The 25,918-nt window shown below is 61.4% G+C and carries 25 protein-coding genes; 9 read left to right on the top strand and 16 right to left on the bottom strand.

Features of this window, described 5'->3' with window-relative positions:
- Positions 1-39 precede the first annotated feature (39 nt).
- Positions 40-822, bottom strand: a complete 783-nt coding sequence (locus tag ACM6HV_RS09205) for a sulfite exporter TauE/SafE family protein (RefSeq protein WP_027610537.1) — start codon at positions 820-822, stop codon at positions 40-42.
- A gap of 130 nt (positions 823-952) precedes the next feature.
- On the opposite strand from ACM6HV_RS09205, the gene ACM6HV_RS09200 reads away from it, so the two are divergent.
- Positions 953-1,699 (top strand): NRDE family protein, encoded by a 747-nt coding sequence (locus ACM6HV_RS09200; RefSeq protein ID WP_414904026.1) that lies wholly within the window; start codon positions 953-955, stop codon positions 1,697-1,699.
- Positions 1,700-1,858: 159 nt separating this feature from the next.
- Here the strand turns inward: ACM6HV_RS09200 and ptsP are convergent, their stop codons facing one another.
- Complete coding sequence (ptsP, locus tag ACM6HV_RS09195) at positions 1,859-4,138, bottom strand: phosphoenolpyruvate--protein phosphotransferase (RefSeq protein ID WP_145593630.1); 2,280 nt, start codon at positions 4,136-4,138, stop codon at positions 1,859-1,861.
- A 22-nt stretch (positions 4,139-4,160) separates the two neighbouring features.
- Entirely contained in the window at positions 4,161-4,640 is a 480-nt protein-coding gene (locus ACM6HV_RS09190; RefSeq protein WP_003229203.1) for an RNA pyrophosphohydrolase, read from the bottom strand.
- Between the two features lie 143 nt (positions 4,641-4,783).
- Here ACM6HV_RS09190 and ACM6HV_RS09185 point away from each other — a divergent pair, with 143 nt between their 5' ends.
- On the top strand, positions 4,784-5,440 hold the full coding sequence (locus tag ACM6HV_RS09185; RefSeq protein WP_041072163.1) for an HAD family hydrolase: 657 nt from the start codon (positions 4,784-4,786) through the stop codon (positions 5,438-5,440).
- A 103-nt stretch (positions 5,441-5,543) separates the two neighbouring features.
- On the opposite strand, the gene ACM6HV_RS09180 is transcribed toward ACM6HV_RS09185, so the two are convergent.
- Positions 5,544-5,969, bottom strand: a complete 426-nt coding sequence (locus ACM6HV_RS09180; protein WP_414904025.1) for a DUF2269 domain-containing protein — start codon at positions 5,967-5,969, stop codon at positions 5,544-5,546.
- A 39-nt stretch (positions 5,970-6,008) separates the two neighbouring features.
- Positions 6,009-7,523 (bottom strand): threonine ammonia-lyase, biosynthetic, encoded by a 1,515-nt coding sequence (ilvA, locus tag ACM6HV_RS09175; RefSeq protein WP_041072159.1) that lies wholly within the window; start codon positions 7,521-7,523, stop codon positions 6,009-6,011.
- Between the two features lie 309 nt (positions 7,524-7,832).
- On the opposite strand from ilvA, the gene rpiA reads away from it, so the two are divergent.
- Positions 7,833-8,507: a ribose-5-phosphate isomerase RpiA gene (rpiA, locus tag ACM6HV_RS09170; protein ID WP_007965573.1), complete on the top strand. Its 675-nt coding sequence runs from the start codon at positions 7,833-7,835 to the stop codon at positions 8,505-8,507.
- Between the two features lie 146 nt (positions 8,508-8,653).
- On the opposite strand, the gene ACM6HV_RS09165 is transcribed toward rpiA, so the two are convergent.
- The 4 genes from ACM6HV_RS09165 to ACM6HV_RS09150 form a co-directional block, all read right to left on the bottom strand.
- Complete coding sequence (locus tag ACM6HV_RS09165; RefSeq protein WP_414904024.1) at positions 8,654-9,571, bottom strand: SdiA-regulated domain-containing protein; 918 nt, start codon at positions 9,569-9,571, stop codon at positions 8,654-8,656.
- 196 nt (positions 9,572-9,767) lie between these two features.
- Positions 9,768-10,691, bottom strand: a complete 924-nt coding sequence (locus tag ACM6HV_RS09160; protein WP_414904023.1) for an SdiA-regulated domain-containing protein — start codon at positions 10,689-10,691, stop codon at positions 9,768-9,770.
- 267 nt (positions 10,692-10,958) lie between these two features.
- A complete protein-coding gene (locus ACM6HV_RS09155; protein WP_041072151.1) occupies positions 10,959-11,624 on the bottom strand; it encodes a fumarylacetoacetate hydrolase family protein in 666 nt (221 codons plus the stop codon).
- 39 nt (positions 11,625-11,663) lie between these two features.
- Positions 11,664-13,058 carry an FAD-binding oxidoreductase gene (locus ACM6HV_RS09150; protein ID WP_414904022.1) on the bottom strand — a complete coding sequence of 465 codons (1,395 nt, stop codon included), beginning with the start codon at positions 13,056-13,058 and terminating at the stop codon, positions 11,664-11,666.
- A 204-nt stretch (positions 13,059-13,262) separates the two neighbouring features.
- Here ACM6HV_RS09150 and serA point away from each other — a divergent pair, with 204 nt between their 5' ends.
- Positions 13,263-14,492 (top strand): phosphoglycerate dehydrogenase, encoded by a 1,230-nt coding sequence (serA, locus tag ACM6HV_RS09145; protein ID WP_003229219.1) that lies wholly within the window; start codon positions 13,263-13,265, stop codon positions 14,490-14,492.
- A 62-nt stretch (positions 14,493-14,554) separates the two neighbouring features.
- Here serA and ACM6HV_RS09140 read toward each other — a convergent pair whose 3' ends face one another.
- Positions 14,555-14,980, bottom strand: a complete 426-nt coding sequence (locus ACM6HV_RS09140) for a DUF4399 domain-containing protein (RefSeq protein WP_041072147.1) — start codon at positions 14,978-14,980, stop codon at positions 14,555-14,557.
- Positions 14,981-15,115: 135 nt separating this feature from the next.
- Here ACM6HV_RS09140 and ACM6HV_RS09135 point away from each other — a divergent pair, with 135 nt between their 5' ends.
- Positions 15,116-15,679: a transporter substrate-binding domain-containing protein gene (locus ACM6HV_RS09135; protein ID WP_145593635.1), complete on the top strand. Its 564-nt coding sequence runs from the start codon at positions 15,116-15,118 to the stop codon at positions 15,677-15,679.
- Between the two features lie 101 nt (positions 15,680-15,780).
- Here ACM6HV_RS09135 and ACM6HV_RS09130 read toward each other — a convergent pair whose 3' ends face one another.
- Together ACM6HV_RS09130 and ACM6HV_RS09125 are read right to left on the bottom strand one after the other, a co-directional pair.
- Entirely contained in the window at positions 15,781-16,266 is a 486-nt protein-coding gene (locus ACM6HV_RS09130; RefSeq protein WP_414904021.1) for a DUF523 domain-containing protein, read from the bottom strand.
- Between the two features lies 1 nt (position 16,267).
- On the bottom strand, positions 16,268-16,900 hold the full coding sequence (locus ACM6HV_RS09125) for a 2OG-Fe(II) oxygenase (RefSeq protein ID WP_047297188.1): 633 nt from the start codon (positions 16,898-16,900) through the stop codon (positions 16,268-16,270).
- A gap of 108 nt (positions 16,901-17,008) precedes the next feature.
- On the opposite strand from ACM6HV_RS09125, the gene ACM6HV_RS09120 reads away from it, so the two are divergent.
- Positions 17,009-17,761: a DUF2059 domain-containing protein gene (locus tag ACM6HV_RS09120; protein WP_414904020.1), complete on the top strand. Its 753-nt coding sequence runs from the start codon at positions 17,009-17,011 to the stop codon at positions 17,759-17,761.
- Between the two features lie 103 nt (positions 17,762-17,864).
- Here ACM6HV_RS09120 and ACM6HV_RS09115 read toward each other — a convergent pair whose 3' ends face one another.
- On the bottom strand, positions 17,865-18,812 hold the full coding sequence (locus tag ACM6HV_RS09115) for an alpha/beta hydrolase (protein ID WP_414904018.1): 948 nt from the start codon (positions 18,810-18,812) through the stop codon (positions 17,865-17,867).
- Between the two features lie 99 nt (positions 18,813-18,911).
- On the opposite strand from ACM6HV_RS09115, the gene ACM6HV_RS09110 reads away from it, so the two are divergent.
- Entirely contained in the window at positions 18,912-19,490 is a 579-nt protein-coding gene (locus tag ACM6HV_RS09110) for a DUF6436 domain-containing protein (protein ID WP_414904017.1), read from the top strand.
- A gap of 102 nt (positions 19,491-19,592) precedes the next feature.
- Positions 19,593-22,004 carry a penicillin acylase family protein gene (locus ACM6HV_RS09105; protein ID WP_414904016.1) on the top strand — a complete coding sequence of 804 codons (2,412 nt, stop codon included), beginning with the start codon at positions 19,593-19,595 and terminating at the stop codon, positions 22,002-22,004.
- Between the two features lie 115 nt (positions 22,005-22,119).
- Here ACM6HV_RS09105 and ACM6HV_RS09100 read toward each other — a convergent pair whose 3' ends face one another.
- Positions 22,120-23,085, bottom strand: a complete 966-nt coding sequence (locus ACM6HV_RS09100; RefSeq protein ID WP_414904015.1) for a GlxA family transcriptional regulator — start codon at positions 23,083-23,085, stop codon at positions 22,120-22,122.
- A gap of 320 nt (positions 23,086-23,405) precedes the next feature.
- Here ACM6HV_RS09100 and ACM6HV_RS09095 point away from each other — a divergent pair, with 320 nt between their 5' ends.
- Positions 23,406-24,047, top strand: a complete 642-nt coding sequence (locus ACM6HV_RS09095) for an HD domain-containing protein (RefSeq protein ID WP_414904014.1) — start codon at positions 23,406-23,408, stop codon at positions 24,045-24,047.
- Between the two features lie 92 nt (positions 24,048-24,139).
- Here ACM6HV_RS09095 and ACM6HV_RS09090 read toward each other — a convergent pair whose 3' ends face one another.
- The gene (locus ACM6HV_RS09090) at positions 24,140-25,030 is read right to left on the bottom strand and encodes an ABC transporter permease subunit (protein ID WP_047297195.1); all 891 of its coding nucleotides are present in this window, start codon (positions 25,028-25,030) and stop codon (positions 24,140-24,142) included.
- Entirely contained in the window at positions 25,027-25,908 is an 882-nt protein-coding gene (locus ACM6HV_RS09085) for an ABC transporter permease subunit (RefSeq protein ID WP_414904154.1), read from the bottom strand. Before ACM6HV_RS09085 ends, ACM6HV_RS09090 begins: the two co-directional genes overlap by 4 nt.
- Positions 25,909-25,918: the final 10 nt, after the last annotated feature.

Below are 25,918 nucleotides of genomic sequence, written 5' to 3'. Positions count from 1 at the left end.
GGATTAAGCCAGGATTGCGGCCCGTTCTGACCCAGCGGATCAGAGCAGGAAATTCAGGCCCACGCAGAACAGCAAAGCGGCGAACAGCCGTTTCAGCAAGCGCGGCGACAATCTGTGTGCCAGGCGCGCGCCGAGACGGGCGAACACCATGCTGGTCAGGGCAATGCCCAGCAGCGCCGGCAAATAGACAAAACCGAGACTATGCGGCGGCAACAGCGGATCATGCCAGCCCAGAATCATGAAACTTAACGCACTCGCCACAGCAATCGGCAAGCCACAGGCCGACGACGTTGCCACCGCCTGCTGCATCGGCACGCTGCGCCAGGTCAGGAACGGCACGGTCAGCGAACCGCCGCCGATTCCGAAAATCGCCGAGGCCCAGCCAATCACACTGCCGGCCACGGTCAGACCGAGTTTGCCCGGCACCGTTCGACTGGCCTTGGGTTTGACCTCCAGCGCCAGTTGCACGGCAATGACCAAGGCGAATACGCCGATGATCTTCTGCAGGTTCGGCCCGGAAATCGCCTCGGCGGTCAGCGCCCCAAAACCGGCGCCGAGCAGAATGCCCACGGTCATCCACATGAAGATCGGCCAGCGCACCGCACCGCGCCGATGGTGCTCGCGCACGGCATTGACCGAGGTGAAGATGATGGTCGCCAGCGATGTCCCTACCGCCAGGTGCGTGAGGATCGACTGATCGAATCCCTGCAAGGTAAAACTGAACACCAGCACCGGGACAATAATGATCCCGCCGCCCACCCCGAACAGCCCGGCCAGCACGCCCGCACAGGCGCCCAACGCCAGATAGAGCAGAAATTCCATGACCGTCTCCCAGACGCATCCCCAAAACCGGAGCGGCATGGTAACGGATGCATGCCCTCCGGCTCCACTTGCGATGGATGCACGGACGCCGACTGCGTAGAGTGAGCAAAAAACACACAAGGACCACCTTATGTGCCTGATCGTTTTCGCCTGGCGTCCGGGCCATGCCCAGCCGCTGATCGTCGCGGCCAACCGTGACGAGTTCTACGCCCGCCCGAGCCTGCCGCTGGCGCCATGGGCCGATGCGCCGCACGTGCACGCCGGGCGCGATCTTGAGGCGGGCGGCACCTGGCTGGGGATCGGCGCCAACGGGCGCTTTGCCGCGCTGACCAATATCCGCGATCCACACCAGCCTCCGGCGCGTAAATCGAGGGGCGAGCTGGTGGCGCGGTTTCTCACGGGCGATGCGTCGATTGATGATTATTTAAGCGATGTGGTCGCGCGCTCGCCGGAGTACGCCGGGTTCAACCTGCTGCTGGGCAATGCCCACGAGCTGTGGCACTTCAATGCGCGGACGTCCGAGCCGGTGATGCTCCAACCCGGGGTTTACGGTCTGTCGAATGCCGGGCTGGATACGCCGTGGCCGAAGTTGCTCAAGGCCAAAGCTGCCCTGAGCGCGGTGCTGGACGATCCACAACCTGCGCGGTTGCTGGAGTTGCTGGGCGATGCGCACACCGCACCGTTTGCCGAACTGCCGGATACCGGAGTCGGGCTGGCGACCGAATCACTGCTGTCGAGCGTGTTCATTGCCAGCCAGAGTTACGGGACGCGAGCGAGTACGGCGTTGATTGTGCAGGCGGACGGCACGCGGCGGATGGTGGAGCGCAGTTTCGGGCCGTATGGCGGGCATTTGGGTGAGGTGGAGATCAATACCTGAAAGTGAGCAACCATTGTGGCTAGGGAGCTTGCTCCCGCTCGGGTGCGAAGCAGCCGCAACCCAGCCAATGCGATCTCTCAGAAGAATCTCATTGGCCGAATTGGGAGCGCTCCGCACTCCAGCGGGAGCAAGCTCCCTCACCACAGGGCCATCAGCCTTTTAAAGGGCCTTGTTGACCGCAGGAGGATTCATCTTCGACAAGCCGAGATTCTTCAGCGCCAGTTGCAGCGAGCTGTGGATAACCTGCGGATTGTCGATGGTCATCAGCTCCGCCAGCAGGTCCTTGGCCTTGCTCAGGTTGATCTGGCGCAGCATCCACTTCACTTTCGGCAGGTTGGTGGCGTTCATCGACAGGCTGTCGAAGCCCATCGCCATCAACAGCACCGCCGCTGCCGGATCACCGGCCATTTCGCCGCAGATGCTCACCGGCTTGCCTTCGGCATGCGCGTCGCGCACCACGGTTTGCAGGGCTTGCAGCACCGCCGGGTGCAGGTAGTCGTAGAGATCGGCCACTCGCGGGTTGTTGCGGTCAACCGCCAGCAGGTACTGGGTCAGGTCGTTGGAGCCGACCGACAGGAAGTCCACCTGCCGCGCCAGCTCCTTGGTCTGGTACACCGCCGCCGGAATCTCGATCATCACCCCGATCGGCGGCATCGGCACGTCGGTGCCTTCGTCGCGCACTTCGCCCCAGGCCCGGTGGATCAGGTGCAGGGCTTCTTCGAGTTCGTGAGTGCCGGAGATCATCGGCAGCAGGATCCGCAGGTTGTTAAGGCCTTCGCTGGCCTTGAGCATCGCACGGGTCTGCACCAGGAAGATTTCCGGATGGTCGAGGGTCACGCGAATCCCGCGCCAGCCGAGGAACGGGTTGTCTTCCTTGATCGGGAAGTACGACAGCGATTTGTCACCGCCGATGTCCAGACTGCGCATGGTCACCGGTTGCGGGTGGAACGCGGCGAGCTGCTCGCGGTAGATCGCCAGTTGTTCCTTCTCGCTCGGGAAGCGCTGGTTGATCATGAACGGCACTTCGGTGCGGTACAGGCCGACACCCTCGGCGCCGCGCTTCTGCGCCCGCGCCACATCGGCCAGCAGACCGGTGTTGACCCACAACGGCATGCGGTGCCCGTCGAGGGTCACGCACGGCAGGTCACGCAGGGTATCGAGGCCCAGCGCCAGTTGTTTCTCTTCTTCGACCACCTCGGCGAACTGCTTGCGCAGCACATCGCCAGGGTTGGTGTAGACCTCGCCGCGGGTGCCATCGACGATCACTTCGATACCGTCGACCTTGGCGTACGGCAGATCGACCAGGCCCATCACCGTCGGAATGCCCATGGCCCGGGCCAGGATCGCGACGTGGGAGTTGCCCGAACCGAGAACCGACACCAGACCGACCAGCGTGCCTTCCGGCACCTCGCCGAGCATCGCCGGCGTCAGTTCTTCGCTGACCAGAATGGTTTTTTCCGGGTAGACCAGGTTCTGCTGACGCTCTTCCTGCAGGTAAGCCAGCAGGCGCCGGCCGAGGTCTTTGACGTCCGACGCACGCTCGCGCAGGTAGGCGTCGTCCATCAGTTCGAAACGGTTGACGTGCTCAGTGACCACCTGGCGCAGCGCGCCCTGGGCCCACTGGCCGGTCTTGATCACGGTGGTGATTTCGCTGCCCAGCGAGGCGTCGTCGAGCATCATCAGGTAGACGTCGAACAGCGCGCGCTCTTCCGGACGCAACTGGGTCGCAAGTTTGGCGGACAAGGCGCGCATGTCGGCGCGCACGCCTTCGATGGCGGTCTTGAACAGCGCCAGTTCGGCGTCGATGTCGGTGATGTGCTTGTCCGGCACCACGTCCAGATCCGCTGGCGGCAGCATCACCACCGCAGTACCGACGGCAGCACCCGGCGAACCCGGTACGCCGACGAACTTGGCTTCCTGAATGCCCTTGCCCTGACGGCCCAGGCCACGGATCGAACCGGTGGCCTCGGCGTGGGCGATCACGCCGGCGAGCTGCGCGCTCATGGTCACGAGGAAGGCTTCTTCACCTTCATCGAACTGACGGCGTTCTTTCTGCTGGATGACCAACACGCCGACGACGCGGCGGTGATGAATGATCGGCGCCCCGAGGAAGGAGGCGTAGCGCTCCTCGCCGGTCTCGGCGAAGTAGCGGTAGCGCGGGTGATCCGCGGCGTTTTCGAGGTTCAGGGGTTCTTCACGCGTGCCGACCAGACCCACCAGACCTTCGTTGGGTGCCATGCTGACCTTGCCGATGGAGCGCTTGTTCAAGCCCTCGGTGGCCATCAGGACGAAGCGGTTGGTCTCGGGATCAAGCAGGTAGACCGAGCAGACCTGGCTGCCCATGGCCTCTTTGACGCGCAACACAATAATCCCCAACGCCGCCTTGAGATCCTTGGCGGAGTTAACTTCCTGGACGATCTTGCGCAGCGTATTGAGCATGGCTCGGGGTCGAACTCCGTCGTCAGTCGCGCGCTAAAAGGCGCGGGGCAAGCTCTTTGAGGGCGCGTCGATACACCTCGCGCTTGAATGTCACCACCTGGCCCAACGGATACCAATAACTGACCCAGCGCCAGCCATCGAACTCCGGTTTACCGGTCAAATCCATCCGCACCCGCTGCTCGTTGGAGATCAGGCGCAGGAGAAACCATTTCTGTTTCTGGCCGATGCACAGCGGTTGGCTGTGGGTACGCACCAGACGTTGCGGCAAACGATAGCGCAACCAGCCCCGGGTACAGGCCAGTATTTCAACATCTTCACGTTCCAGGCCAACTTCTTCGTTCAGCTCGCGGTACAAGGCGTCTTCCGGCGTCTCCTCGGGGTTGATTCCCCCTTGCGGAAACTGCCAGGCATCTTGATTGATACGGCGAGCCCATAGCACCTGGCCGGCGTCATTCGTCAGAATGATCCCGACATTGGGGCGGAAACCATCGGGGTCGATCACGGCAACAACCTCGCAAACGCATGTCGCCGCATTGTTCCACAAAGCTTGATAAGGCGGCAACGAAGGTTCCTACCTTATGTGCACTCTTGTGAAAAGACCGTATTCTTGTCGCCTTTTTACTGACTTTTCAGCGGGTAACTGCAATGCGCCTGGCTCTATTCGATTTGGACAACACCCTTCTGGGCGGCGACAGCGATCACGCCTGGGGCGACTATCTGTGCGAGCGCGGCTTCCTCGATCCGGTGGCGTACAAGCAGCGTAACGACGAGTTCTACCAGGATTACCTGGCCGGCCAGCTGGATAACGCCGCGTACCTGAACTTCTGCCTGGAAATCCTCGGTCGCACCGAAATGGCCGTGCTTGAGCAGTGGCATAACGATTACATGCGCGACTGCATTGAGCCGATCATGCTGCCCAAGGCGCTGGAGTTGCTGAAACAGCACCGTGACGCCGGTGACAAACTGGTGATCATCACCGCCACCAACCGCTTCGTCACCGCGCCGATTGCCGTGCGCCTGGGCGTTGAAACCCTGATCGCCACCGAGTGCGAGATGGTCGATGGCCGCTACACCGGGCGCAGCACCGACATTCCGTGCTTCCGCGAAGGCAAGGTGACGCGCCTGAATCGCTGGCTGGAGGAAACCGGGCATTCGCTGGATGACAGCTATTTCTATAGCGATTCGATGAATGACCTGCCGCTGCTGGAGCAGGTGGCGAACCCGGTGGCCGTGGATCCGGATCCGAATCTGCGGGCCGAGGCCGAGAAGCGGGGCTGGCCGGTGATTTCGTTGCGCGGCTGATTACGCCTTCGCGAGCAGGCTCGCTCCCACATTGGATCTGTGTCGTTCACAAATCCCCGTGGGAGCGAGCCTGCTCGCGAATGGGGCAACGCGGTGTGAAGCCTTAAACAGGCTTGGCGCCCATCAACCCGGCAATGGCGACAAAGCAGACAAAACTGAACAACGCCAAGGCAAAAGTGAACCTGCCAACGCCACCCGGCGCCTTGCGCAAGCGATTCAACCGCACCAGCAACCAGAACCACGCCAGCGCCGCCACGGTGTACAGCACGCTGGAGGCCAGCAGCCAGGTCTGCCCCAGCGGCCAGCCGACCAGATGCACCATGCCCCAGCCGGTAAACGGCATGCTCAGCAACGCCAGGCCCATCAACAGCCAGATGAACACCCGTGGCCGTTGCAAGGTGCGGCTGCCCGCCGTTGCATCACCTTTGCGTTTTGCCAGAAAAACCCAGACTCCCAACCCCAGCGCACCGGCCAGCAACACTACAGTGGCGACCATGTGCGCGGCTTTCAGGGCAGTTAACGTTTCCATTGTTCGATTTCCTCAGGGCCTGCCCATCAGCGTAGCCGCTCAGCCAAGAAACAACTGATAGGCCGGGTTTTCGCTTTCATCCCAGTACGGATAACCGATTTCCTCAAGCGCCGCCGGCACCAGATGGCGCTCGTCATGCGGTACTTGCAGGCCCGCGACCACCCGGCCGTCAGCTGCGCCGTGGTTGCGGTAGTGGAACATCGAGATGTTCCAGCGCCCGCCGAGCTTGTTGAGGAAGTTGAACAGCGCGCCCGGGCGTTCCGGGAATTCGAAGCGGAACACCACTTCGTCGATCACGTGCGCCGCATGGCCGCCGACCATGTGGCGGATGTGCAACTTGGCCAGTTCGTTGTCGGTCAGGTCGAGTACCGGGAAACCCTGCTCGGTCAGGCTCGCCAGCAGCGCGCTGCGCGGGTCGTTTTCCGGGTGCGTCTGCACGCCGACGAAGATGTGTGCTTCGCTGCCGGTGTTGTAGCGGTAGTTGAATTCGGTGATCTGACGCTTGCCGATCGCCTCGCAGAAGGCTTTGAAGCTGCCGGCCTTCTCCGGGATCGTCACGGCGATGATCGCCTCGCGACCCTCGCCCAGCTCGGCGCGCTCGGCGACATGGCGCAGGCGGTCGAAGTTGACGTTGGCTCCGGAGTCGATGGCGACGAAGGTCTGGCCACTGACGCCGCGCAGTTCGACGTACTTCTTGATCCCGGCCACGCCCAAGGCGCCGGCAGGTTCGGTGATCGAGCGGGTATCGTCGTAGATATCCTTGATTGCCGCGCAGATCTCGTCGGTGCTGACAGTAATCACTTCGTCGACGTAGTCTTTGCAGATGTCGAAGGTGTGCTGGCCGATCTGTGCCACCGCCACGCCGTCGGCGAAGATGCCCACGGTCGGCAGTACCACGCGCTCACCGGCGGCCATGGCCGCTTGCAGGCAGTTGGAGTCGTCCGGCTCGACGCCGATGACCTTGATGTCCGGACGCAGATATTTCACGTACGCCGCGATACCGGCAATCAGACCGCCGCCGCCGACCGGCACGAAGATCGCGTCCAGCGGTTGCGGGTGCTGGCGCAAAATTTCCATCGCCACGGTGCCCTGCCCGGCAATGGTGTGCGGATCGTCGTACGGGTGGATGTAGACGTAGCCCTTTTCATCGACCAGTTTCAGCGAGTAGGCCAGCGCTTCCGGGAACGAATCGCCGTGCAGCACGACTTTGCCGCCGCGCGAGCGCACGCCTTCGACCTTGATCTCCGGAGTGGTCTTGGGCATGACGATGGTGGCTTTCACGCCCAGCACTTTCGCCGCCAGCGCCAGACCCTGCGCATGGTTGCCCGCCGACGCGGTGACCACGCCACGGGCACGTTCTTCGTCGGTCAGCTGGGTCAACTTGTTGTAGGCGCCGCGAATCTTGAACGAGAACACCGGCTGCAAGTCTTCACGCTTGAGCCAAATGTCATTGCCCAGCCGCTCGGAGAGCTGGCGAGCGTTCTGCAGCGGGGTTTCTACGGCAACGTCATAAACGCGCGAGGTGAGGATCTTTTTGACGTACTGTTCGAGCATCGGAAAGCATCACTGGCGATTGGGCGGGACCGACGAGTCTAACCCGGCTTTTGCCCGTGCGACCACACTGAACAGGGGGTTTTAGCCGGGGCGAACACTTTGTGATGTAAACCTCATTGTGGTGAGGGGATTTATCCCCGATCGGCGGCGCAGCCGTCGTCAACCTGAGAGCGCAATATTTGGGAGGAGTGCCGGGGAGCGCTTCGCCCTCCATCGGGGATAAATCCCCTCACCACAGGAGTTTTCGCCGGGCATGGGGGCTATAATGCCGGCCTTTCCGAACTCACCTTGCCCGCTTCCGGAGCCCGCATGACCCAGGATCAACTCAAACAGGCAGTGGCTCAGGCCGCCGTCGACTTCATCCTCCCGAAACTCGATGACAAGAGCATCGTCGGGGTCGGCACCGGCTCCACCGCCAACTGCTTCATCGATGCGCTGGCCCAGCACAAGGGCGCGTTCGATGGCGCGGTCGCCAGTTCCGAAGCCACTGCCGCGCGCCTCAAGGGCCACGGCATTCCGGTGTATGAGCTGAACACTGTCAGCGACCTGGAGTTCTACGTCGACGGCGCCGACGAGAGCGACGAACACCTGAACCTGATCAAGGGCGGCGGCGCCGCCCTGACCCGCGAGAAGATCGTCGCGGCCGTGGCCAAGACCTTCATCTGCATCGCCGACGCCAGCAAACTGGTGCCGGTGCTGGGCGAATTCCCGCTACCGGTGGAAGTGATCCCGATGGCCCGCAGCCACGTCGCCCGCCAACTGGTGAAACTGGGCGGCGACCCGGTGTACCGCGAAGGCGTGCTGACCGACAACGGCAACATCATCCTCGACGTGCATAACCTGCAGATCACCAACCCGGTGGAGCTGGAAGCGCAGATCAACGCGATCGTCGGCGTGGTCACCAACGGCCTGTTCGCGGCGCGCCCGGCGGATCTGCTGTTGCTGGGCACCAGCGAAGGTGTAAAAACGCTGAAGGCTGAGTAAGCCCAGACTGCCCGAAATTAATGGGCAGACGAATAAACCTGTGGGAGCGAGCCTGCTCGCGAAAGCGCCCGTTCAGCCAACATTTTCATTGGCTGACACGACGCCTTCGCGAGCAGGCTCGCTCCCACAGTGTTTTGCGGTGTGAGTCAAGGCTGTGCAGGTTTCTTGAAGACGTAAAACAAGTTCGGCTCACTCACCAGATACAACGTTCCGTCATCATCCATCGCCATGCCTTCGGCTTGCGGCACGCTCTTGTGCAAACCCTGCCGGCCCTTGTTCAGCGACAAGGTGCTCAGCGGACGTCCATCAACATCCAGTTCCAGAATCAGCCCCGACTCGTCGGACAGCGCCAACAAATGACCGCTGCGCTCGTCGTATTGCAGGCTCGACAGATCGCGCACGAACATCCCGGCATCGCGCTTGGGGTTGTTGATCACGTGTACCGCGTAGGACTTTTCCGGATTGAAGTGCGGAAATCCGTGCACTTCATAAATCAGCATCGGGTCGCGCTCCTTGGCCACGAACAGGCGTTTGCCCACCGAGTCATACGCCAGGCCCTCGAAGCCCTTGTTGCCGCTCATGTGCACGCCAAGTGTCATCTGTTCGACATCCGCCGCATCGAGGAACGTGGTGTCATGCTCCAGTCGGATCTTGATCAGGCGCTGCTGGCGCTCGTCTGTGATTACGTAGGTGTCGGCACTGATGAACTCCACTGCTTCCGGATCGCCGAAGCCGATCAAGGCGACACGGCGCAGGATAGTGCCGTCCAGCGACAGCTCGATCAGTTCGGCATTCTTGTTGGTCACCGTGAACAGGCTCTTGCGCACCGGATCGTAAGTCAGCGCCGAGACATCGTCGTTCAGCCCGTCGATGACCTTCGCTTCGATCTGCACCCGGTACTGATCGAGTCCGATGGCGTCACTGCTCATCGGCTGCCAGAGCGTATGCAAATTGAACCAGGCTCGCTCGAACAGACGCATGTATTGGCCGATCGCAACCAGCGCGATCAGGGCAATCACCGACAGGATGATGAACAGAGGCTTGGGGCGGGCAAGTCGACGCATTCGGGCAGGCTCGGAATCAAAACAGGCGGATGAAATATCACGCCTGTCTGAACTGAAGCTTAATGGCCACTTGCCCTTGTCCACAACAGAACCGTGTAGGAGCTGCCGCAGGCTGCGATCTTTTGATCTTGATCTTGAAAAACAAAAGCAAAAGATCGCAGCCTGCGGCAGCTCCTACAGGGAGAGATTCAGGTGGTTATTTCTGCTTTTCGAAGCGGTAGAACAGGTTCGGTTCGCTGACCATGTACAGCGTACCGGCATCATCCATGGTCACGCCTTCGGCGCGAGGGATGGTGTTCTTCAAACCGTTGAAGCCGCCCAGCAGGGTCATGAAGCTGACTTGCTCGCCCTTCTCGTCCAGCTCCAGCAACAGATGCGAATCGGCGGACAGCACCAGGGTGTGGCCGGTACGCGGGTCGATGGCCAGCGCCGAGAGGTTGCGGATATCCAGCTCATCATTGGCCAGCTTCTGCTTGTCACCCTTGAGGATCGCGCTGCCGTCGCTTTTCCAGGTGAACAGCGCCGGTGGCCGTTCTTCGCCCAGCAGCAACTGTTGATTGCGCGGATCCCAGGTAATCGCCTCGAACGCCTTGTTCTGGTCTTTCGAGGGGCCCAGGTCGTATTTCGGGAATTGGTCGCGCTTCAGTTCACGGGTTTCGGCATCGACCTTGACGATGGAGAGCAGGTGTTCGCGCTCATCGACGATCGCCATCAGGCCGTTTTGCAACACGGTTACGCCTTCCGGATTGCTCCAGCCCACCAGCGGCATCTTGCGTAGCACATCACCCTGCAGGGTCAGTTCGACCAGAAACGGGTTCTTGCCCATCACTGAAAACAGGGTTTTGGTCTGCGGGTTGTAGGACAGGTCAGAGGCCTCGTCCTTTTCCATGCCCGGCAGCAGTTTGCCGTCGATGACCACACGATAGTCCGGCAACCAGATGCTCGCTTTTTGCTCGGCCTGGCTTTCGAAACGCTCGCGCAACCAGAGCAGGCCACGGTCGTCCCAATGCATGGCAAACGCCAGGCCATACGCGGCGGCAAGCACCAGCAACAGCCAGACATACCAGCGCAGGGCAAAACGTGAGCGACGAGGAGGATTGAGCTGTGTTTGAGCTGACATCAGGGACGCGTTCCGAAAATTCAGGCTATGGGTAATAGCACAAAGAGGCCGGCTCAGACGCCAGAATGAGAGGAATTATCCGGACAGAATGTGAAAAAAACGGCAAATGACGGGATTGGCGTGTGCCGCCAACCTTCTTCAGGACACCACAAAGCGATGTGGGAGCGAGCCTGCTCGCGAAGACGAAGTATCAGTCAACAATGATGTCGACTGACCTGGCGCCTTCGCGAGCAGGCTCGCTCCCACAAGGGATTTGCGGCGTGGCGATTAACGTACGCTGCTGCTGAAGCGGCTCGCGCCAACCAGTTCCAGGACGATGTCGTCGCCGACGTTCAACGGGCCGACGCCCACTGGCGTGCCGGTGAGGATCACGTCGCCGGCCTGCAGCGAAAAGCAGCCGGCCATGTGCTGGATCATCGGCACGATCGGGTTGAGCATCGCGCTGCTGTTGCCGTCCTGACGCACTTCACCGTTGATGGTCAGGCGAATGCCGATGTCGGTCAGGTCTGGGAACGTGCTGCCGACCACGAACGGCGCGATCACCGCCGCGCCGTCGAACGACTTGGCGATTTCCCATGGCAGGCCCTTGGACTTGAGCTCGGCCTGCTTGTCGCGCAGGGTCAGATCCAGCGCCGGGGCGAAACCGGAGATCGCATCCAGCACTTCTTCGCGGCTCGGTTTGGTCGACAGCGGCTTGCCGATCAACACGGCGATTTCCGCTTCGTAGTGCACCGAGCCGCGCTCGGTCGGAATGCTGAACCCGCCTTCCAGCGGCACCACGCAACTGCCCGGCTTGATGAACAGCAACGGTTCGGTAGGCACCGGATTGTCCAGTTCCTTGGCGTGTTCGGCGTAATTACGGCCAATGCACACCACTTTCCCGATCGGGAAGTGAATGCGCGTGCCGTCGACGTACTGGTGCTGATAGCTCATTTACCGACTCCTGCCTTCATTGATTCAGGGGATTGCCAATCAAACCGCGAAGATCTTGCCCGGGTTCATGATGCCGTTCGGGTCGAACACCGCTTTGACCGCCTTCATGTACTCGATTTCGACCGGCGAACGGCTGTACGTCAAGTAGTCGCGCTTGGTCATGCCCACGCCATGTTCGGCGGAGATCGAACCGTTGTATTTCTCGACGGTTTCGAACACCCACTTGTTGACGGTCGCACACTTGGCGAAGAACTCGTCCTTGCTCAGGTTATTCGGCTTGAGGATGTTCAGGTGCAGGTTGCCGTCGCCAATGTGGCCGAACCAGACAATTTCGAAATCCGGGTAATGTTCACCGACGATCGCGTCGATTTCCTGCAGAAACGCCGGCACTTTCGACACGGTGACCGAGATGTCGTTCTTGTACGGCGTCCAGTGCGAGATGGTTTCGGAAATGTACTCGCGCAGCTTCCACAGGTTGTGCAGCTGGGTTTCGCTCTGGCTCATCACGCCGTCCAGCACCCAGCCCTGCTCGACGCAGTGCTCGAAGGTTTCCAGCGCGGTGTTGGCCACTTCTTCGCTGGTGGCCTCGAATTCCAGCAACGCATAGAACGGGCACTCGGTGTCGAACGGCGCCGGTACGTCGCCACGGCCCAGCACTTTGGCCAGGGCCTTGTCGGAGAAGAATTCGAACGCGGTCAGGTCAAGCTTGCCCTGAAAGGCGTGCAGCACCGGCATGATCGAGTCGAAATCAGCGGTGCCGAGAACCATCGCCGTAAGGTTTTTCGGCGCGCGATCCAGACGCATGGTCGCTTCGACCACAAAACCCAAAGTGCCCTCGGCACCAATGAATAACTGGCGCAGGTCGTAACCGGTGGCGTTCTTGATCAGGTCTTTGTTCAGCTCCAGCACATCGCCCTTGCCGGTGACCACTTTCAGGCCAGCGACCCAGTTACGGGTCATGCCGTAGCGAATCACCTTGATCCCGCCGGCATTGGTGCCGATGTTGCCGCCAATCTGACTGGAACCGGCCGACGCGAAGTCCACCGGGTAGTACAGGCCGCTTTCATCGGCGACGTTTTGCAGGTGTTCGGTGACCACGCCCGGCTGGCACACGGCGGTGCGATCGGTGAGGTTCACGTCGAGAATCTGGTTCATGTAGTCGAACGACACCACCACTTCGCCATTCGCTGCGACGGCGGCGGCGGACAGCCCGGTGCGCCCGCCGGATGGCACCAGCGCCACTTTGTGGGTATTGGCCCAGCGGACGACGGCCTGCACCTGCTCGATGGTCTTGGGAAACACGATGGCGCTTGGCGCGGGAGCAAAGTGCTTGGTCCAATCCTTGCCGTACGCATTCAGGGAGTCGGCGTCGGTCAGGACCTTGCCAGGCTCGACCAGGGTCTTCAGTTCATCAATCAGGGCAGGATTGGTCATCGACAGAACTCTCGAACAATTCATGGTCATCCTGAAGACGCTTCACGTCGCAGGAATGAGTGTTTCGCGGGGTGGCTATGCTAGCATACCGACCCCGCAGGCCAGTGCCCAAGGCCAGTTCTGCGGTGACGGCTTTCTTGTCGTCCAGGTCAATGTCTGTTGACCATTTCCTGCCATTTTTCTCCGGGATACAGGTTTACGCAGATGAGCAAGACTTCTCTCGATAAGAGCAAGATCAAGTTCCTTCTTCTCGAAGGCGTCCACCAATCGGCTGTCGACGTCCTCAAGGCGGCGGGCTACACCAGCATCGAATACCTGACAGGCTCCTTGCCGGAAGCCGAGCTCAAGGAAAAGATCGCTGATGCTCACTTCATCGGCATTCGTTCGCGCACCCAACTGACCGAAGAGATCTTCGATCACGCGAAGAAGCTGGTCGCGGTCGGCTGTTTCTGCATCGGCACCAACCAGGTCGACCTGAGTGCTGCCCGCGAACGCGGTATCGCCGTGTTCAACGCGCCGTACTCCAACACCCGCTCCGTCGCGGAACTGGTGCTGGCCGAAGCGATCCTGCTGCTGCGCGGCATCCCTGAGAAAAACGCGTCCTGCCACCGTGGCGGCTGGATCAAGTCCGCAGCCAACTCCTTCGAGATCCGTGGCAAGAAACTCGGCATCGTCGGCTACGGCTCGATCGGTACGCAGCTGTCGGTTCTGGCGGAAGGCTTAGGGATGCAGGTGTTCTTCTACGACACCGTGACCAAGCTGCCGCTGGGCAACGCCACTCAGGTCGGCAACCTGCACGAGCTGCTGGGCATGTCCGACATCGTCACCCTGCACGTTCCGGAAACCGCTGCGACCCAGTGGATGATCGGCGAGAAGGAAATCCGCGCCATCAAGAAGGGCGGCATCCTGATCAACGCCGCGCGCGGTACCGTGGTCGAGCTGGACGCCCTGGCGGACGCGATCAAGGACAAGCACCTGATCGGCGCGGCCATCGACGTGTTCCCGGTAGAGCCACGCTCCAACGACGAAGAGTTCGAAAGCCCGCTGCGTGGCCTGGACAACGTGATCCTGACCCCGCACATCGGTGGCTCGACTGCCGAAGCCCAGGCCAACATCGGTCTGGAAGTGGCGGAGAAACTGGTCAAGTACAGCGACAACGGTACTTCGGTGTCGTCGGTGAACTTCCCGGAAGTGGCCCTGCCGGCTCACCCTGGCAAGCACCGTCTGCTGCACATCCACGAGAACATTCCGGGTGTGATGAGCGAGATCAACAAGGTCTTCGCCGAAAACGGCATCAACATCTCCGGTCAGTTCCTGCAGACCAACGAGAAAGTCGGTTACGTGGTGATCGACGTCGACGCCGAGTACTCGGAGCTGGCGCAAGAGAAGCTGCAACACGTCAACGGCACCATCCGTAGCCGCGTGCTGTTCTGATCGAACGCCGAGCAATGAAAAAGGGAGCCTCCGGGCTCCCTTTTTCATGCACCGCCGGAAACTTATTTGACGTTGACGGTGATTTTCTTCGAGACGATTGGCGGATCGAACGGCATGTGGCCGCTGTCGCCCAGTTCCAGCTGCAAGGTGTGCTTGCCCGGGGCCAGTTTGATCGTGGCCTCGGTCTGCGCCTTGCCGAAGTGCATGTGGTTCGCATCATTCGGAATCGGCGCGCCCGCCGCCGGCATTTGGTCGACGTCGATCAGCAGGTGATGGTGACCGGTGTTCTTGGTAACGTCACCGGCCGGTGCCAGCGCAACGTCCTTGACCCCGAACTTGACCTTGAACTCCTGAGAAACCGTGGCCCCGTCTTCGGGAGAAACGATGAACACTTCGGCACCTTTAGGCGCCGGGGTCGCTGCACTGGCCAGCACTGAAACACCCATCAACAGGCCAGCCAAGGCTGCTCGTGACATAAACGTTTTCATTCTCTTCTCCAGTTTTTCCGTAAAATCCGCGCGGTCATGACAACTTCATGACCATTCGTTGTCGAAGGCACTCGACAACCATAGCAAAGCGAGCCTGACTCAGAGCATCGCAATAATGATTTCAAAGGAGTGACCATGCGCCTTCTGCCTGGCCTGATCTGCCTGCTACCCCTTCTGAGCCCGTTGGCTCACGCCGAACTGATTGATGACATCAACGACCGTGGCGAGTTGCGCATTGCCCTTGAGGCTAATACACCGCCCTTCAATTTCAAGGATGGCGACACACTCACGGGGTTCGAGGTCGAGCTTGGGCAACTGCTGGCCAACGAGCTGGATGTACGCGCCGACTTCATCGTCACCGACGAAGCCGACCTGCTCCAGGGCGTTGAAAGCGGCAAGTACGACGTCGCGCTCAACCACATAGCACTGACACCTGAACTCAAGGATCGTTTCGACTTCAGCGAGTCTTACGGCAAGGTCGACTCGCAGCTATGGGCGAAGAAGGATGAGCAGCCACGGCCAATGGTGCTGGTGCAGGCGCTGACCGAAGAGAAGCCGAAAGCGACCCCGGTGGAGCTGGCGATTCCGTTTCAGAAGGGTAATCCGGCATTTCACGCCAGCCTGGAAGGTGCGTTGCAGCGGATCAAGGCCGATGGGCGCCTGGCGGCGCTGACCGAGAAGTGGTTCACCGAACCGTAGGAGCTGCCGCAGGCTGCGATCTTTTGATCTTGATTTTAAGGATCAAAAGATCGCAGCCTCGTTTCACTCGACAGCTCCTACAGACGGTCTGTGGTGGGCTTTTAGTCGAGGTGGGTCAGGGCCATGGCGGCCTGCTCCAGTTCAAGTTCACTGAAGACTTGAACGCCGTGCCGTTTGAGCAACGCGGCCGTCACGCCTTCGCCACTGACCTTCACCCCGCTGAACGTCCCGTCATAGGTCAGCAGATTCCCGCAGGAAGGGCTATTGGCCTTGAGCACCGCCACGCGGATGCCATGCTTTTGCACCAGTGCCAGCGCCTGCCGCGCGCCGTCGAGAAACTGCGCGCTGACGTCCTCGCCTTCGGTGGTGATCACCGCTGCCTTGCCATCAAGCACGTCGGTGCCCTGCCCGCCCGGGATTTCCGCCGCAGCACGCGGGGTCGGCAAACCACCGGCCACTTCCGGACACAGCGGCACTACACGGCCTTCGGCGATCCACTGTTCGAGCAAGTCGAACGGCCCGCTGGCCCCGCCGTCGTAACGCACGCGGTGGCCCAACAGGCAACGGCTGACCAGAATCTTCTGCATCTCAGAACGGCTCGTTGCCACGACGACGAAACCAGCCGGTCAGCGACAGGCGCTCGCGATGCGCCGGCAACACTTCATGCGGTACTTCGCCAGAGAGGAACACCACCAGGCAGCCGCCGGTGGGTTGCACGTCATGCACCCGGTCTTCGCTCAGGTACATGCGCAACTGACCACCGTCTTCCGGCAGCCAGGCGTCATTGAGGTAGACCACCGCCGAGACCATGCGCCGGTCATCGTCGCGAAAACGGTCGACGTGCTTGCGGTAGAACGCGCCCGGCGGATACAGGGCGAAGTGGCACTCGAAATCCTCAAGCCCGAGGAACAACCCGCGATTGAGCGCCTCGCGCAGACTCTCCATCAGATTCAGGTAACGGTCGCTGGCCTCGGCCTGGCCCGGGTCGATCCACTGGATGTGGTCGCCACGAATGCCCTCGCGAATCTCCGAAAACGGCCCACGGCCTACCGCTGCCGGCGCCAGTTCGCCCTCGGCCTCACGTTTGCGGCACTCGGCCGCCAGCTCACGGGTCAACCCCGCGGGCAGGAAAATGTTCTGCTGCGACCAGCCGTGTTCGGCCAGGTCGTCGACGATACGTAACAGCAGCGGGTGTTCAGAGGATATTTGCATGGCGCGCATAGTATGCCGGCGGCAGGAAATCCGACAGAGCCACGCGGCGGCTTGATACGAATTCTCGACAAGTACCGGCACCGCACGGAGAATAGTCCGCTGCTGACAGGAGTCCCTATGCGCCGTTTGCTTTTTTCACTGTTGATGTTCTGCGTTTTGCCCGCCTGGGCGGACGGCCACGATCAGTTGTACAAGATCGCCGGCTGGCCAGATCAACGTGCGCATTTCAACGATGCCCTGAGTGCCGCGCAGCAGCGCTACCAGAACAACCTGCCACCGGCGGTGTTTCAGGCCCTGGTCAACAACAGCAACCAGCGCTTCGCACCGCAGGCCATGGATCAGCGTGCCGAAGCGCAATTGCGCCAGCACTTGGCCGATCCACAACCGGCGCTGACGTTCTTTCAATCGCCACTGGGCAAGAAAATCGTCGCCGCTGAATTGCTCGCCACCCGTCGCGATCAACTGGCGAAGAACGCCAAAGGCTTGCCGAAGATGCAGGTCAGCGACAGCCGTCTGCTGATCATCGGCCATCTGGCGCAAGCGCTGCCGGCGCGCGAGGCCGGCGCCGAAGTCAGCCTGGCGATTGCCGGCGTGGCGGCGGACAGCTTGAGTTCGATGATTCCCGGCCTGCTCGGCGGCGGTCAGGCGCAAGGCATGCTGAACGGCCAGCGCCAGCGCCTGATGGAGCAGATCGGTGCCGATTTGAACAACACGCTGCTCTACGTTTATCGCGATCTGTCGGATGACGAACTGGAGCAGTTCGCGACCTTTGCCGAGTCTGCCGAGGGCAAGGCGTATTACCAGGCGGCGCTGGCAGCGATCCGGGCCGGGTTGGCGGTGGGGCAAAGCTCCTCGAACCTTGGCCAGTAATTTCTATTGCCTGAAGGGTCGCCTTCGCGAGCAGGCTCGCTCCCACAGGTGATCGCGGTCTCCTGTGGAAGCGAGCCTGCTCGCGAAGAGGCCTTAACAGACGCTAAAGATTCCGCCCCCTGATCCGCTTGTTCAGAAACTCGAAATACTCCTCGCGCATCTCCAGCGTCTCGTTCGCCAGATGATGCCGCGCCTCTGGCAGCAACAGAATCTGCGGCCGGTCGAATTTCCACTTCAGCACCTGCAGGTTGTGCTGCCAGTCCACGGTCATGTCCGCCTGCCCCTGAATGATCAGCGGCCGTCGCGGACTTTTTTTCGCGTGCTCGACGCGGATGATCCAGCGCGACAGCGCACCGACCCACGCGGTCGGCAAGCGCTTTGGCTGCAACGGATCGGCCTGCAGAAACGGCAGGAAATCCGGGTCGTTGGAGTTCTCGCTGAAGCGCCGGGCGATGCCTCGCACGAAAGGTCTGAGCAGGTAATAACTGAGCTGCGACCAGCCCCAGGCGCGCGGACGTACCAGCGGCGCCAACAGAATCAAATGGCCTTGCGCCGGGCTGCCCTCGCCATGATTGAGTACATGGTCGACGACGATCGCGCCGCCGGTGCTTTGCCCGCACAGGTGCCAGGGTTGCGGCAGGGCAATCGAAGCGGCTTCGGCGAACAACGCCTGCAAGGCGTCCTGATATTCAGAGAAATCACGGATGCTCGCCCGCGGCCCACTCGACAAACCATGCCCCTGCAAGTCGCAGGCAATAACAGCAAAATCCTGATCCAGTGCCCACTCGATGACATGCCGATACAGCCCGGTGTGATCGTAAAAACCGTGTAGCAGAAACAGCGTGCCCTTGACCTTCTCCGGCCACCAGCAATGGCTGACCAGCTCATATCCGTCCACGTCGAACCGGCCCATGCCGCGCCAGACATCGCGCTCGGGGAAATCGGTTTTATAAAACCGCTGATACGCCTTCGCCTCGTCCGACAACGGCTGCCACTGGGCCAAAGGCTTGAGGCTGGCGCGTAAATGATCGGCATCGAAAGTGTCAGGCATGCGGGTATTCCAAAGCGGTAAACAGACTTTATCGACCTGCGATATTCATCTGTTGCAGCAAGCATGGCAAGCTAGCCCCCCTTCGAGGATCGAAAAACCATGCGCTCGCCCTACCGCACCGCACTGTTTGCCAGCCTGCTCGCGCTTGTGTGCGCCGGGGTGCTGTGGGCAGCGTACGACTGGTTTCAAGGGCGCTACCTGCGCGCGTTCAGTCAGCACACCGCGGTGTTTTCCGGTGATTCGCTGCGCCTGCCGGATGAGCTGGCCGGCCCCGGCAAAATCCGCCTCGTGCACTTCTGGGATCCGGCCTGCCCATGCAACGTCGGCAATCAACAGCACCTGACGGAAATGGTCGAGCAGTTCGGTCCGCGCGGTGTGGAGTTCTTCGCCGTGCAAAAAGCTGGCAGCCACGGCCAGTTGCCCGCGACCCTGAGCAATCTGAAACACATCACGGTGTTGCCCGGTTCCGAGCAGGTACCGGCCAGCCCCGCCGTGGCGATCTGGGACCGCAGCGGCAAACTGGCGTACTTCGGCCCCTACAGCGAAGGCCTGACCTGCAACTCCAGCAACAGCTTTATTGAACCGATCCTCAACGCGCTGATGGATGATCGCCCGGTCAACGCCACGCACACCCTGGCGGTCGGGTGTTACTGCCCTTGGCCGGTGGTGGTGCAGTAAGGCATTCCGGACTTTTCGAGGACAGCGATGCACGGCACGGAAGGTCTGTGCTAATTGTTTGCAGCCCGACGGGCGGCAATCCCGCATGCACAAGGAGTCACCATGAAACGCGTCTTCACCGTTCTTGCCTTGCTCATCGTTGTCCTGCTCGCCAGCATCGGCGCCTACCTCTACAGCAAGCAACCAACGCGTCAGGGTCAGGTGGAGCTGCGCAACCTGCAGGGTTCGGTGACGGTGCGTTACGACGAACGCGGGGTGCCGCACATCCGCGCCGAAAACGAGACCGACCTGTATCGCGCCCTCGGCTACGTGCACGCTCAAGATCGCCTGTTCCAGATGGAAGCCATGCGCCGCCTCGCGCGTGGCGAGTTGGCCGAAGTGCTAGGGCCGAAGCTGCTCGACACCGACAAACTGTTCCGCAGCCTGCGCATCCGCGAACGCGCCGCCCGTTATGTCGCCAGTCTCGATAAGCAGTCACCGGCGTGGAAGGCCCTGCAAGCCTATCTGGACGGCATCAACCAATATCAGGACAGCCACGCCGCGCCGATCGAGTTCGACGTGCTGGGCATCCCCAAGCGGCCGTTCACCGCCGAAGACAGCATCAGCGTCGCCGGTTACATGGCCTACAGCTTTGCCGCCGCGTTTCGCACCGAGCCGTTGCTGACCTACGTGCGCGATCAACTCGGCGCTGATTACCTCAACGTCTTCGACCTCGACTGGCAGCCCCAAGGCGTGCTCGCCAAAGGTCACGCCAAGAAGACGCCGACCCTTGCCGCCGACGACTGGAAAGACCTCAACGCTCTCGCCCGCCTCAGCGAGCAGGCGCTGATTGAAAACGGCCTGCCGCAATTCGAAGGCAGCAATGCCTGGGTGATTGCCGGCAGTCGCAGCCAGAGCGGCAAACCGCTGCTGGCCGGCGACCCGCACATTCGTTTCTCGGTGCCTTCGGTGTGGTACGAAGCACAACTGTCGGCGCCGGGGTTTGAGCTTTACGGCCATCATCAGGCGCTGGTGCCGTTCGCGTTCCTGGGGCACAACCTGGATTTCGGCTGGAGCCTGACCATGTTCCAGAACGACGATCTGGATCTGATCGCCGAGAAGGTCAACCCGGACAACCCGAATCAGGTCTGGTACCACGGCCAGTGGACCGATCTGCTCAGCTCCGAACAGCAGATCGCGGTGAAGGGCCAGGCGCCGGTGACGCTGACCCTGCGCCAGTCGCCCCATGGCCCGATCGTCAACGACGCCCTCGGCACTGCCGCCGGCAAGACACCGATCGCCATGTGGTGGGCATTCCTCGAAACGCCGAACCCGATCCTCGAAGGTTTCTACCAGCTCAACCGCGCCGACACCCTGGCCAAGGCCCGCGCCGCAGCGGCGAAGGTGCAGGCGCCGGGGCTGAACATCGTCTACGCCAACGCCAAGGGTGACATCGCGTGGTGGGCCTCGGCGCTGTTGCCCAAACGCCCGGCCGGGGTCAAACCGGAGTTCATTCTCGACGGCAGCGGCAATCAGGCGGACAAGGACGGTTACTACCCGTTCAGCGCCAACCCGCAGGAGGAAAATCCGGCGCGCGGCTACATCGTCTCGGCCAACTTCCAGCCGCTGTCGCCGACCGGGATGGAGATTCCCGGTTACTACAACCTCGCCGATCGCGGCCAGCAGCTCAATCGCCAGCTCAGTGACAAGAACGTGAAATGGAGCAACGAGGCCAACCAGAAGCTGCAACTGGGCACCACCACCTGTTACGGCCCGCGTACCCTGGCGCCATTGCTGCCGGTGCTGCGTGAAGTGGTGAGCGATCCGGCGCAACTGAAACTGGTCGAGCAACTGGCGCAGTGGCCGGGCGACTATCCGCTGGATTCGGTGAGCGCCACCGTGTTCAACCAGTTCCTCTACGACCTCGCTGATGCGGCGATGCGCGATGAGTTGGGCAACGATTTCTTCGAGACGCTGCTATCAACCCGGGTGATCGACGCCGCCCTGCCGCGCCTGACGGCGAACGCCGATTCGCCGTGGTGGGACAACCGCAACACGCCGAACAAGGAGACTCGCGCCGACATCGTCAAAGCGGCGTGGCAGGCGAGCATGGCGCACCTGAAACAGACCCTCGGCGACAACCCGTCGGACTGGCAATGGGGCACGGCGCACACCCTGACCCATGGCCATCCGTTGGGTCAGCAGAAGCCGCTGGACCGGATCGTCAATGTCGGGCCGTTCGCTGCGCCGGGCAGCCACGAAGTGCCGAACAACCTTTCGGCCAAACTTGGCCCGGCGCCATGGCCAGTGACTTACGGGCCTTCGACGCGGCGGCTGGTGGACTTCGCCGACCCGGCACACAGCCTGACCATCAACCCGGTCGGCCAGAGCGGTGTGCCGTTCGACAGCCACTATGACGATCAGGCCGAAGAGTACATCGAGGGAATGTATGTGCAGGCGCACTTCAGCGAGGAAGAGGTGACGGCCAATACCCGCAGTACGTTGAAGCTGTTGCCGGCGCGGGCTGCGCAATAGATTTGTGCTGACGGCACCGGCCCCTTCGCGAGCAAGCTCGCTCCCACATGGGAATGCATTTCAAATGTGGGAGCGAGCCTGCTCGCGAAGGGGTCATCAGCCACACAGCAAGGACTCAGAGCAGCCCGGCAAAATTCAGCCGAAACAGCTGCGGCGTCACCCCCAACCGGCGATTGAACACACTGCGCATGTGCTGCGCATCGCGAAACCCGCACTGATAAGCCACGGTCTTCAGTGGCGCCGTGGTGCTTTCGAGCAGCACCCGTGCCGCATCGACTCGCGCACTTTCGACGAACTCTGCCGGGGTGACCCGGGCTTCGCGGGCAAACACCCGGGAAAAATTGCGCGCGCTCATGTTCGCCGCATTCGCCAGGTCGGCAATCGTCAGGTCGCCGGTGAGATTGGCCAGCACATACAACTGCACCATCGCCACCGCCGAGGTCGGCTCCGCATGCGGCGTGAGGAACGGACTGAACTGCGACTGTCCGCCCGAGCGCTGGGTGAACACCACCAGCCGTTTGGCCACGCTCAGCGCCACGTCAGCGCCGTGATCGCGGGCTAACAGGTACAGCGACAGATCGATCCCCGCCGTAACCCCGGCCGAGGTATAGAGTGCACCGTCCTCGACATACAGGCGATCGGCTTCGACCCGCGCCGATGGACACAATTGCGCCAGCGCTTGGGCATCGTTCCAGTGGGTGGTTACCGTTCGCCCGTCCAGCAGCCCCGCCCGCGCCAGCATGAACGCGCCGTTGCAGATCGAGCCAAAACGCCGCGCACGGGCACTGGCCTCGCGCAGCCAGGTGTCGAAGCCTTTGCCGAAATCCAGAAACGGTAACTGCGGGCCGCCGGCGACGAGCAACAGGTCCCAGGCGTCGAGCGCCTCGCTGAAGTGCCGGTGAGCGCTGAGGTTCAAACCGTTGGAACAGGCCATCGGGCCATGCTCGACGCTGATCACCTCCAGCCGATAGTGATCCTCAGACGGCAGAAAACGATTGGCCTCGGCAAACACATCCATCGGCCCGCTGACATCCAGCGCCTGCACGCCGGGGAACACCACGATGGCGATGGTTCTGTTCATAAGCCTCCAGGCAATCATTGTGGCGAGGGAGCTTGCTCCCGCTGGGCTGCGAAGCGGCCCCAATACCATTCAACCGGATTATGTCAGTCAATACGCGGACGCCGGATTTACGACTGCTGCGCAGCCGAGCGGGACGGTGCGACGATTCGACAAGCTCCCTCGCCACAATTGGACTGCACTCTGCCGTGCAAGGTGAGTTGGCACGATTTGCAGGTCGATTGGCAAGGATCGCAGCCATGGGTTGATTGTCCGTTCAGTGCCTCGGGGAACAGACTTTGTCCATCAGCGCCACGACGGCGTTTTCGACGAGGAAACACCTTATGAGCACGACCATTGCCGGCATCAAAATCCCCGACAGCGTCCTCGCCCGGGCCACCACCGAGTACATTCGCGACATCGAATCCGACCTGCTCTACCACCACTCGCGCCGGGTATTTCTGTTCGGTGCGCTGAGCGGCGAACGTCAACAACTGACCTACAACCCGGAGCTGCTGTATGTCGGCGCGATGTTCCACGACCTCGGACTGGTCGAGGGCTATCGCAGTGACGACGAGCGTTTCGAAGTGGATGGCGCCAACGCGGCAGCGGCGTTTCTCAAACCGTACGGGCTCAGCGATGACGACATCGAACAGGTCTGGCTGTCGATTGCCCTGCACACCACGCCGGGCGTGCCCAAACATCTGCGGCCGACTGTGGCGCTGGTGACGGCGGGTGTCGAGATGGACGTGTTGGGGATGGATTACGCGGCGTTCAGCAGTACCCAGCGCGAGGCGGTGGTGCATGCGCATCCACGCGGGGAAGGTTTCAAGGAATGCATCATCTGCGCGTTTGCCGACGGCGTGCGCTATCGTCCGCAGACCACGTTCGGTAATGTGAAGACCGATGTGCTGGTGGATCAGGAGCCGGGGTTCAAGCCGATGAACTTTGTCGAGGTCATCCGCCAATCTCCCTGGATTTCCTGAGCTCCAAAAGCAAAAGATCGCAGCCTGCGGCAGCTCCTACAGTGGAATGCGATCCCTGTAGGAGCTGCCGCAGGCTGCGATCTTTTTGCCTGTCAGGCCGCTTCCGGCGCAGGCGCGCGGCGCACGTCCGGTTGTTTCCACGAATCGGCGGCGCTTTCTTCGATGGCTTGCTGGATGGCTTTCTTGCGCGCTTCTTCGGCGCGGCGGCTGAAGAACCACACCAGGAAGGTCACCAGCGATACCGCCAGCAGAATCAGGCTGGCCACGGCATTGATCTCAGGTTTCACCCCCAGACGCACCGCCGAGAACACTTCCATCGGCAGGGTCGTCGAACCCGGGCCGGAGACGAAGCTCGCCAGTACCAGATCGTCCAGCGACAGCGCGAACGACATCATGCCGCCCGCTGCCAACGAAGGCGCGATCATCGGGATGGTGATCAGGAAGAACACCTTCCACGGCCGCGCACCGAGGTCCATGGCTGCCTCTTCGATCGACAGGTCCAGCTCACGCAGACGCGCCGACACCACCACCGCCACATACGCTGCACAGAACGTGGTGTGGGCGATCCAGATGGTGACGATGCCACGTTCCTGCGGCCAGCCGATCATCTGCGCCATGGCCACGAACAGCAGCAACAGCGACAGACCGGTAATCACTTCGGGCATCACCAAAGGCGCCGTCACCAGGCCACCGAACAGCGTGCGGCCCTTGAAGTGGGTGATGCGGGTCAGCACAAAGGCTGCAAGCGTACCCAGCGCCACCGCCGCAACGGCGGTATAGCAGGCGATTTCCAGGGAGCGCACCACCGAGCCCATCAGTTGGGTGTTGTCGAGCAGGCCGACGTACCACTTGATCGACCAGCCGCCCCACACGGTCACCAGTTTCGAGGCGTTGAACGAGTAGATCACCAGGATCAGCATCGGCAGGTAGATGAACAACAGACCCAGAACCAGCATCAGGCTGGAGAAACGGAAGCGCTTCATTCTTTACCCTCCATTTCCTTGGCCTGACTGCGGTTGAACAGGATGATCGGCACAATCAGGATCGCCAGCATCACCACCGCCAGGGCAGACGCCACCGGCCAGTCACGGTTGTTGAAGAACTCTTGCCAGAGCACTTTACCGATCATCAGGGTTTCCGGGCCACCGAGCAGTTCCGGAATCACGAACTCGCCGACCACTGGAATGAACACCAGCATGCAGCCGGCAATGATCCCGTTCTTGGACAGTGGAATGGTGATTTTCCAGAAGCTGTTGAAGGTGCTCGAACCGAGGTCGGCAGCGGCCTCCAGCAAGCTGTGATCGTGCTTCACCAGGTTGGCGTACAGCGGCAGGATCATGAACGGCAGGTACGAGTAGACAACACCGATGTACACCGCGAGGTTGGTGTTGAGGATCTGCAGCGGCTCGTCGATCAGGCCCATGCTCATCAGGAACCCGTTGAGCAGGCCGTTGTTGCTGAGAATGCCCATCCACGCATAAACACGGATCAGGATCGCGGTCCAGGTCGGCATCATGATCAGCAGCACCAGCACCGTCTGCAGCTCTTTACGGGCGCTGGCGATGGCGTAGGCCATCGGGTAGCCGATCAGCAGGCACAACAGCGTGCTGAAGAAAGCCATCTTCAGCGAGCCAAGGTACGCCGCAATGTACAACTCGTCGTCGCCGAGCATTGCGTAGTTGCCAAGGTTCAGCAGCAGTTGCAGCTTCTGCTCGGCGAAGGTGTAGATCTCGGTGTACGGCGGAATGGCCACGTCGGCTTCGGCAAAGCTGATCTTCAGGACGATGAAGAACGGCAGCATGAAGAACAGGAACAGCCAGATGAAGGGAACCCCGATGACCAACTGGCGGCCACCGGGAATTATTCGATTG

It is taken from the genome of Pseudomonas sp. IT-P260, assembly GCF_949768395.1.
GTDB classification, from domain to species: domain Bacteria; phylum Pseudomonadota; class Gammaproteobacteria; order Pseudomonadales; family Pseudomonadaceae; genus Aquipseudomonas; species Aquipseudomonas parakoreensis.
Note: the sequence above shows the minus strand (reverse complement) of the source record. Positions and strands in the feature narration are given on the sequence as shown.

Coding starts and splice junctions, on each gene's coding strand:
- ACM6HV_RS09205 (WP_027610537.1), bottom strand. CDS start 822: ATGGAATTTCTGCTCTATCTGGCGTTGGGCGCCTGTGCGGGCGTGCTG.
- ACM6HV_RS09200 (WP_414904026.1), top strand. CDS start 953: ATGTGCCTGATCGTTTTCGCCTGGCGTCCGGGCCATGCCCAGCCGCTG.
- ptsP (WP_145593630.1), bottom strand. CDS start 4,138: ATGCTCAATACGCTGCGCAAGATCGTCCAGGAAGTTAACTCCGCCAAG.
- ACM6HV_RS09185 (WP_041072163.1), top strand. CDS start 4,784: ATGCGCCTGGCTCTATTCGATTTGGACAACACCCTTCTGGGCGGCGAC.
- ACM6HV_RS09180 (WP_414904025.1), bottom strand. CDS start 5,969: ATGGAAACGTTAACTGCCCTGAAAGCCGCGCACATGGTCGCCACTGTA.
- ilvA (WP_041072159.1), bottom strand. CDS start 7,523: ATGCTCGAACAGTACGTCAAAAAGATCCTCACCTCGCGCGTTTATGAC.
- rpiA (WP_007965573.1), top strand. CDS start 7,833: ATGACCCAGGATCAACTCAAACAGGCAGTGGCTCAGGCCGCCGTCGAC.
- ACM6HV_RS09165 (WP_414904024.1), bottom strand. CDS start 9,571: ATGCGTCGACTTGCCCGCCCCAAGCCTCTGTTCATCATCCTGTCGGTG.
- ACM6HV_RS09160 (WP_414904023.1), bottom strand. CDS start 10,691: ATGTCAGCTCAAACACAGCTCAATCCTCCTCGTCGCTCACGTTTTGCC.
- ACM6HV_RS09155 (WP_041072151.1), bottom strand. CDS start 11,624: ATGAGCTATCAGCACCAGTACGTCGACGGCACGCGCATTCACTTCCCG.
- ACM6HV_RS09150 (WP_414904022.1), bottom strand. CDS start 13,058: ATGACCAATCCTGCCCTGATTGATGAACTGAAGACCCTGGTCGAGCCT.
- serA (WP_003229219.1), top strand. CDS start 13,263: ATGAGCAAGACTTCTCTCGATAAGAGCAAGATCAAGTTCCTTCTTCTC.
- ACM6HV_RS09140 (WP_041072147.1), bottom strand. CDS start 14,980: ATGAAAACGTTTATGTCACGAGCAGCCTTGGCTGGCCTGTTGATGGGT.
- ACM6HV_RS09135 (WP_145593635.1), top strand. CDS start 15,116: ATGCGCCTTCTGCCTGGCCTGATCTGCCTGCTACCCCTTCTGAGCCCG.
- ACM6HV_RS09130 (WP_414904021.1), bottom strand. CDS start 16,266: ATGCAGAAGATTCTGGTCAGCCGTTGCCTGTTGGGCCACCGCGTGCGT.
- ACM6HV_RS09125 (WP_047297188.1), bottom strand. CDS start 16,900: ATGCGCGCCATGCAAATATCCTCTGAACACCCGCTGCTGTTACGTATC.
- ACM6HV_RS09120 (WP_414904020.1), top strand. CDS start 17,009: ATGCGCCGTTTGCTTTTTTCACTGTTGATGTTCTGCGTTTTGCCCGCC.
- ACM6HV_RS09115 (WP_414904018.1), bottom strand. CDS start 18,812: ATGCCTGACACTTTCGATGCCGATCATTTACGCGCCAGCCTCAAGCCT.
- ACM6HV_RS09110 (WP_414904017.1), top strand. CDS start 18,912: ATGCGCTCGCCCTACCGCACCGCACTGTTTGCCAGCCTGCTCGCGCTT.
- ACM6HV_RS09105 (WP_414904016.1), top strand. CDS start 19,593: ATGAAACGCGTCTTCACCGTTCTTGCCTTGCTCATCGTTGTCCTGCTC.
- ACM6HV_RS09100 (WP_414904015.1), bottom strand. CDS start 23,085: ATGAACAGAACCATCGCCATCGTGGTGTTCCCCGGCGTGCAGGCGCTG.
- ACM6HV_RS09095 (WP_414904014.1), top strand. CDS start 23,406: ATGAGCACGACCATTGCCGGCATCAAAATCCCCGACAGCGTCCTCGCC.
- ACM6HV_RS09090 (WP_047297195.1), bottom strand. CDS start 25,030: ATGAAGCGCTTCCGTTTCTCCAGCCTGATGCTGGTTCTGGGTCTGTTG.